The organism is Azospirillum isscasi, from assembly GCF_030849505.1.
GTDB classification, from domain to species: Bacteria; Pseudomonadota; Alphaproteobacteria; order Azospirillales; family Azospirillaceae; genus Azospirillum; species Azospirillum isscasi.
The window spans coordinates 1-6,238 of sequence record NZ_JAUJFI010000238.1; the positions used below are offsets into that span (position 1 = coordinate 1).

At 65.0% G+C, this 6,238-nt stretch carries 7 protein-coding genes; 2 read left to right on the forward strand and 5 right to left on the reverse strand.

All coding sequences use genetic code 11. From position 1 onward, the window contains the following. Positions 1 to 49 precede the first annotated feature (49 nt). Positions 50 to 286, reverse strand: coding sequence for a hypothetical protein (locus tag QSG27_RS27050; protein WP_306711690.1), 237 nt, complete (start codon positions 284 to 286; stop codon positions 50 to 52). 3 nt (positions 287 to 289) lie between these two features. Then, a complete protein-coding gene (locus tag QSG27_RS27055; RefSeq protein ID WP_306711692.1) occupies positions 290 to 571 on the reverse strand; it encodes a hypothetical protein in 282 nt (93 codons plus the stop codon). Between the two features lie 361 nt (positions 572 to 932). On the opposite strand from QSG27_RS27055, the gene QSG27_RS27060 reads away from it, so the two are divergent. Next, the gene (locus QSG27_RS27060) at positions 933 to 1,652 is read left to right on the forward strand and encodes a hypothetical protein (RefSeq protein WP_306711695.1); all 720 of its coding nucleotides are present in this window, start codon (positions 933 to 935) and stop codon (positions 1,650 to 1,652) included. Between the two features lie 124 nt (positions 1,653 to 1,776). On the opposite strand, the gene QSG27_RS27065 is transcribed toward QSG27_RS27060, so the two are convergent. The 3 genes from QSG27_RS27065 to QSG27_RS27075 are packed head-to-tail and all read right to left on the reverse strand — an operon-like array spanning position 1,777 to position 4,388. Then, positions 1,777 to 2,826: a formylglycine-generating enzyme family protein gene (locus QSG27_RS27065; RefSeq protein WP_306711697.1), complete on the reverse strand. Its 1,050-nt coding sequence runs from the start codon at positions 2,824 to 2,826 to the stop codon at positions 1,777 to 1,779. 39 nt (positions 2,827 to 2,865) lie between these two features. Further along, positions 2,866 to 3,516, reverse strand: coding sequence for a hypothetical protein (locus QSG27_RS27070; protein WP_306711699.1), 651 nt, complete (start codon positions 3,514 to 3,516; stop codon positions 2,866 to 2,868). Beyond that, the gene (locus QSG27_RS27075) at positions 3,513 to 4,388 is read right to left on the reverse strand and encodes a hypothetical protein (RefSeq protein WP_306711701.1); all 876 of its coding nucleotides are present in this window, start codon (positions 4,386 to 4,388) and stop codon (positions 3,513 to 3,515) included. The genes QSG27_RS27070 and QSG27_RS27075 overlap by 4 nt, the downstream gene beginning before the upstream one ends. A gap of 214 nt (positions 4,389 to 4,602) precedes the next feature. On the opposite strand from QSG27_RS27075, the gene QSG27_RS27080 reads away from it, so the two are divergent. Further along, entirely contained in the window at positions 4,603 to 6,162 is a 1,560-nt protein-coding gene (locus QSG27_RS27080) for a formylglycine-generating enzyme family protein (protein ID WP_306711703.1), read from the forward strand. The last annotated feature ends 76 nt before the right edge of the window (positions 6,163 to 6,238 follow it).

Here is a 6,238-nt window from a genome sequence, read left to right on the forward strand (position 1 = left end):
AGCGGAGTAGCCCGGCAGCTTCAGCTCGCCGAAGAGCACACAGGCCCTCTCAGACACCACGTCCCGGGGCACGATCGGCCTTCGGGAGCCGACGCGGCGGCGTGCGCCGTGTCGCCGGCGGGGGCGGCACCACCGCACCGGCCAGACGAAGGGCGGCGGCGCGGCACCAGTCCTGCCGCGAGCGACCCGGCACCGTGCCGGCGGCCGCATCGACATGGGCGGCCTCGGCGTCGGTCAACCGGAAGCTCACGACGTGGATGCGTTTTGCCGGGCGGGCCGAGTCCATCGGTCAGCCCTCCACGTCGAACCAGGCCAGGGCGGGAAGGAAAGGAAGCCCCGCGTCGAACGATGCGGCAACGGCCCGCAGGTAGCGGGCCATGTCCTCGGAGGAGACGCCGCCAGCATGGACGCCGAGCTGCGTGCCGAAGGCGATGAAGGCGGACGCCATGCCGAGCGCATCGCACGGGACGCCGTCGCTGGCCGCCTGGTCGAGCGTATCTTCCAGGGTGTCGAGCAGCCAGCGCCCCCAAAAGTTCGCGGCGTACGTTGAAGGATCTTCGGCAGAAATCATCTTGCTCTCCCAGAGTGATGCGGGGGTCAACGGGGGTGGCAGCCCCCTTGCAAGCGGTGTCGTAGACGCCATGGCTTGCTTTCCTTCCCGACTTCCTCTCCAGAGATAACCGAACAGCGGTTCTTTAGGAGCTATTTTTCTTCATGAAATCAGTATTCATACATAAATTTATTTACAACAATACGCTGACAAAAGAATTTTTGGCAGAAATAATTTTGCATACATCGCACATGCTGGACTCATCTCAGCAAGACCGCGCAACGATTTCGTTGAGCACTGAAGCGTAAGCACGACGATTCGAGGCGAAAACGTGCAAACTGCCTCAACCCAAATCAGGTCGCGACAGTTTGAAAAGACCTTTGTGAACCTCCGCACGCGCCTGGACGAGGAATCGATGCCGGTCAGTGTTGCCACCGTCCTGCATCGCACCCATCCCTCACCCAGGCGAAAACCGTCACTGACCCGCTGGGCACGCAGGGCCGACGGCGAGCAAAGGGGAAACCTCCCGTCTCGCTCACATTGCCGGTTTCCTTCGCGGCCTTCCCCTGTCATCAATCGGAACGAGGCAGACATCGTCGGACTCGCGATCATGGACTCTCCGCACCCCTGGACCTTCGGGCGTATTGCTTTTCTGTTCTTCCGCGTGCTGTGGACGCTGGTGCTGGCGCAGGCGGCTGGCGGCATGCTGGCGCTGAAAACCGGATTGCCCATCCCCCTGGGCTTCACGCTGGCCCTGCCCGTGGCGTGGTGGCTGTCGGGCATGTTCCGGGGATGGGGCCGCCGACCCGATCCCGCCACGCAAAACCCGTTCGCCCGCGCCGCACGCACGACGGCGGAGGTGTGGATCCGCCCCGTGTGGTCGCTGATCGCAGCGATGATGATGCGGGAGGTGCTAATCCAGGCCGGAAAGATCCCGGAGGGTCTGGAATGGGTCGGCTGGTTGGCAGGAATCGGAATCGGCGTTGGCTGGTTCCTGTTCGCCCGCCGCTTCGCCGACCGGGGCGGGTTCGCCCGCCTCGCCGGGCCGGCGGCGCTGCCCCTCGCGCTGGCGGCGGTCGGCCTGTTGGTTGCGTTGAATTAAGGCGTTCACCCTCGAAACCGATTCGGGTCGCTGCACGACCAGGGAGGGACTCCGCCCCTCCCTAGTCCCTCCCGTCTCCGTCTTTCCATCGGATGCGTCTCTCACGAAGTAAAGCGGCTAAGAATTATGGGGTGATTGTCCTAGCAACCCGGAAGCCAACGTCGTTGACCCGGAAGTCGGGCGAGATGTAGACGCGGTAGGCGGAGGCGAAATTCCACGGATACCTGAACCAGGAACCTCCGCGAGTAATGCGGTCTTCACATTTCCCAGTCGTCCAAGCCGAGCTATCGGAAGGTGCGCCCTTGTAGCTGCCATGCCAACAATCCGCCACCAACTCCCCGACATTGCCATGCACGTCATACAGGCCAAAATGATTTGGCTTGAACGACCCCACCGGCGCCGTCTGCTTGTTATCCCAACGAGAACCGCAATTGTAGCAATTGGCGTTGTTCGACCCAACTGCGTTGCCCCACCAATAGCTGGTTCCGGTCCCGGCCCGGGCGGCGTATTCCCACTCCGCCTCGCTGGGCAGGCGATACCGCTTGCCGGTCTTCCGGTTCAGCCACGCCAGATAGCTCTGGATGTCGTTCCAGGACACGTTGATCACCGGACGGTTGCCCCGGCCCCAGCCCTCATCACCTGGCATATGGGTGCAGCCGCCGTCGGCAACGCAGGCGTCCCATTGATCGAAGGTCACCTCATACTTGCCGATTTCAAAGGCGAAGACGTTCACTAAGCGCACTGGCAAGGCATCTGGACAGCCCTCCCTGTTGTCCATGCAGCCCATGCGGAAGCTGCCGGCAGGCACGGCGACCATTTCCGGCTCGAACCCCTTCCCAATAAATTTACGAGCCAATTTCAATGTCAATGTCTGCATGGTGCCGTCAGCGACAAACACGTCGTCACGGCGGACGTAGTATTCAAAACTGCTACCCTCCGTTTTACGCGCCTCCACCACATGGATCCCTTCCTCCAACTTCACGGCGAAGGACTGCCCCGCTTCCGCCGGGCTGCTGCCCCTGCGCTTGCCGTCGATGAAAATCTGCGCATCGCCCGGTTCGGTGACGATACGCAACATGCCACGATCATCGGCCCGTGCCGCCGAGGGCGATAGAAGTGCGCCGCACAGCGCGGCGACGGCGACCGCCCGCCAAACCGTTTGGTACAGTTTCATCCTCCGGATTTCCTTTCCTTGCTGAAAAGCGGCGGGTCGTTATTCGTAAATGTAGCCGTTCATGTAATAGATGATGAAGCGCTTGCGGCTGGCGAAAGATCCCGCTTGTTTTTGTGCCGCGCTCCACACCGGATAATCCTTGGCGAAGCCGGAAACATCTCCCTGCTCCAGATAGCGCCACACCCAAAGATTACTGGCGTAGCCGGCATAGCTGTCCCGCTCGCACAGTGTCCACAGGGCGTCATTTCGGACAAAGCCGTTGCAACTGCCCGACGTGCAGTACTGCCAAAGCCCGCCGTTGGTGGCCACTGCGTTGCAGTTTGCGCCGCCGGTACGGGCGTTCGCCTGCTCCCGTGCGCGCCGTTCCGCCTCCTCCCGCGCCAGGCGGGCCTGCACCTCGCGGCGCACCCGTTCGTCACGCGCCGCTTCCGCCTGACGCAGCGTGCTTTCCGCCTCCGCCACCGCCTGGGGCGCGTAATGCTTGACACGCGCCTGCCCGATCAGGGCACGGGCGCGGGCGAAGTCCTCCGCGGCAGCCGCAAGTTTGGCCGCCTCCAGCAACTCGCCTTGCTCCGCCTGATCGATCTTTTCCATGTCGTCGAAGCTGAAGGCGGCGACGGGCGGCGTCCCGCCGCACAGGCACAGCCCGGCCAGTGCCGCCATCAGCCAGCGTTGGACAAGCGTGTTCATCGGTCTTCCTCCAGCATGGCGTCGCGCGGCGCATCGGCCGCCAGTCGCGGCGCGGTCAACAAAGCGTGCAGCACCCGCAAGGCGTTGAGCGCACTGAGGCCGACCACCAGAGGAATGGCCGAAACCCACAGCGGCATGGTTCGTTCGGGATGCAGCAGATGATCGAACGGCCCGCGTCCGGCAACGTCGATGAACAGCGTCGCCGCGCCCAACGCCCAGGGAGCGAACCAGACGCCGAACAGCGCCACGCCTTCCTGCGATTGCAGGCGGTCATGGGGCGCCGATCCGGCGCCGAACCGTTCCCGCATGGCCTTCAGAGCCGGATAGCCGGTGTTGGCGCACCACAGGCTGGCCAGCATCCACACCCACAGCAGGGCGACTTGCAGGCCGTACAACTCCGCATGCCCTCCTTCCCGCAGCGCCCATAGGGCGACGCTCCACGCGCCACAGGCGATCACCGCGCAACAGGCCATGGCGGCAGACACCGCGTGGGGGGCATTCCACAGTCCGGCACGGTCGTCCTCCCGCAGGAGGTGGAGGACGTACCAGATCAGCCACCCTGCCGGCAGCGCGGACACCAGGGCCACGGTGACATCCCCACCCGGTCCCCTTGCGATCCACCAGCCGAGGGCGCCGACGACGAAGGCGCCCGCCGCGGCCAGTTTCGCCAGAAGGTCGAACCGCCCCGCCACCAGAGCCAAAGCGGCCACCACCGGGATCACGGCGAGGACGAAAGGCGGGAGCATCCCAAGGACCGGGCTGGCGAGCATCCAGCTCGCCGCGGCGGTTCCCAGCACCATGCGCGACAGGACGAAACGGCCGTCCTGGAGGATTGCAGGCGTCACGGGAAAGGGCAACGGCGGGGCATCCATGGCAGGGCATCATTCCGGGTTACTCGACCAATTTGATTGCATGATCGGCTCGCCATGGAAAGGGGCGACGCGGCACACGGGGAAAATCCCCCATAGGCGCGAGGCGTGCGAATGGCGTTCATTGCCACACCGGTCGCCGGCCGTGCCGAATGCACGCCCGCGCGGGAGCCGTTCGCCTGCAAGGTTGATCATGGGCCGTGGATTTCCGTCTTCCGTGGAAGCATACCTATCCCTCGCCTTCCTGATCGCCGTCCTGGCGCTTCCCTATCTGGTCTATCGCCGCGAACGGCAGGCCGGGGAGACGTTCGGGGACTGGTTCAACCGCACCGGCGACCCGCCGTTCGCCGGGCATCATCGTGCGCTGGTGGAATCGCGGTGGGTCCGACCGCGCTGGCTGTGGCGCTACGGTCTCGACGTGGCGCGGCTGGGGTATGTGATCGTCTGGATCGGCGTGGTGTTCATGCTGGGCATCGGGAGCTTTCTCGACGCGCCGCATTTCGATTGGCGCAACCCGCGGGTCGCCCTGGCGTTCATCCACATCTGGACCGAATGCCTGGTCGTCTCGATCTTCTTCCTGTTCGTCGTCTTCATGGTCCGGGTGGGCGGCAAGGAGGCCGGGTTCTCCTGGCGGCGCACGGCATGGTACTGCGGGCAAATGGCCGTCATCGGCTTGGCGGTGCTGCAAATCTATGGCGCTCTGGTCCACCGCACCCAGTTGCGGGGGCTGGAGCCTCTGATCGCCTGGCATCCGGCGCCGCCCCCCAGGAACACGGTAGCGGAGGAGGACGCCCGCAGGAAGGCGATGTGGTCGTGGATGGACGCCTATCTGGAAGGTTCCCCCGAAGCGCGGGAGCGGCTGTGGAGCCGCTTGCCGCCCGGCTTCAGCCGGGAGGAGCTGCAAGGGCTGATCGACCGCATCGCCCGTTTCCAGCGCGAACGGGCCAAAGCGGCGCGTGACCACGCGGATCGGGTGATCGAACCGGGCATGATCGCCATCCCCCGCACGCTGGGACTGGTGGGATGCGTCGAAGGCCCCGGCGGCAAGCCGCCTTGCCCGGAAAGCGAATTACCCGCCCGCATGGTGGAGATCGCGGCGTTCGACATCGCCGCCCGCGAGGTGACCTTCGCCGAATGGGACGCCTGCTACGTAGACGGCGGCTGCGACTGGGTGGAGGACGACCAGCATCCCGAGGAGCAGGCGCGCGGGCGCAATCCGGTGGCCAATGTGTCGTGGGACGCGGCGCAACGCTATATCGTCTGGCTGAACGGCAAGACCGGAAAGCGCTATCACCTGCCCAGCGAATCCGAATGGGAGATCGCCGCCCGCGCCGGTAGTGCCGGCCGCCACACCGTCGAGTATCTGGCGGAAGATCAGGTGCGGCGATGCGCACCGCCGTCGGAGGACGAAAACTGCCTGCACACCGTGCGGACCACGCCCGATTACGCCGCCTGTTCCCGCGTCAAGGGCGATTGCCCCAGCGGCGTGGACATGGACGCGGCGCGCCCTGTGGGAAGCTTTCCACCCAACCGCTGGGGGCTTCACGACATGACGGGCAACGTCGCCGAATGGGTGCAGGATTGCTGGACCGACACTCTGCTGGACGCTCCCCAGGGGGGCGGGGCGGTCGATTCGGCGATTTGCACCTTTCGCGTCGTTCGCGGCGGATCCTTCTCCCGATCTCCCGGCTCGGCTCGGCCATCCTACCGCTATCGGCTGGGGCCGGCGGCGCAGTTCGGCAATGTGGGGTTCCGGCTGGCGCGATCGGCGGAATGATACGGACGGCGCGTGAAGGCTTCCATTGAGGCTGGCCCGCTCCACCTGATTTGGCATGGGCAGCAAGGTTCACTTG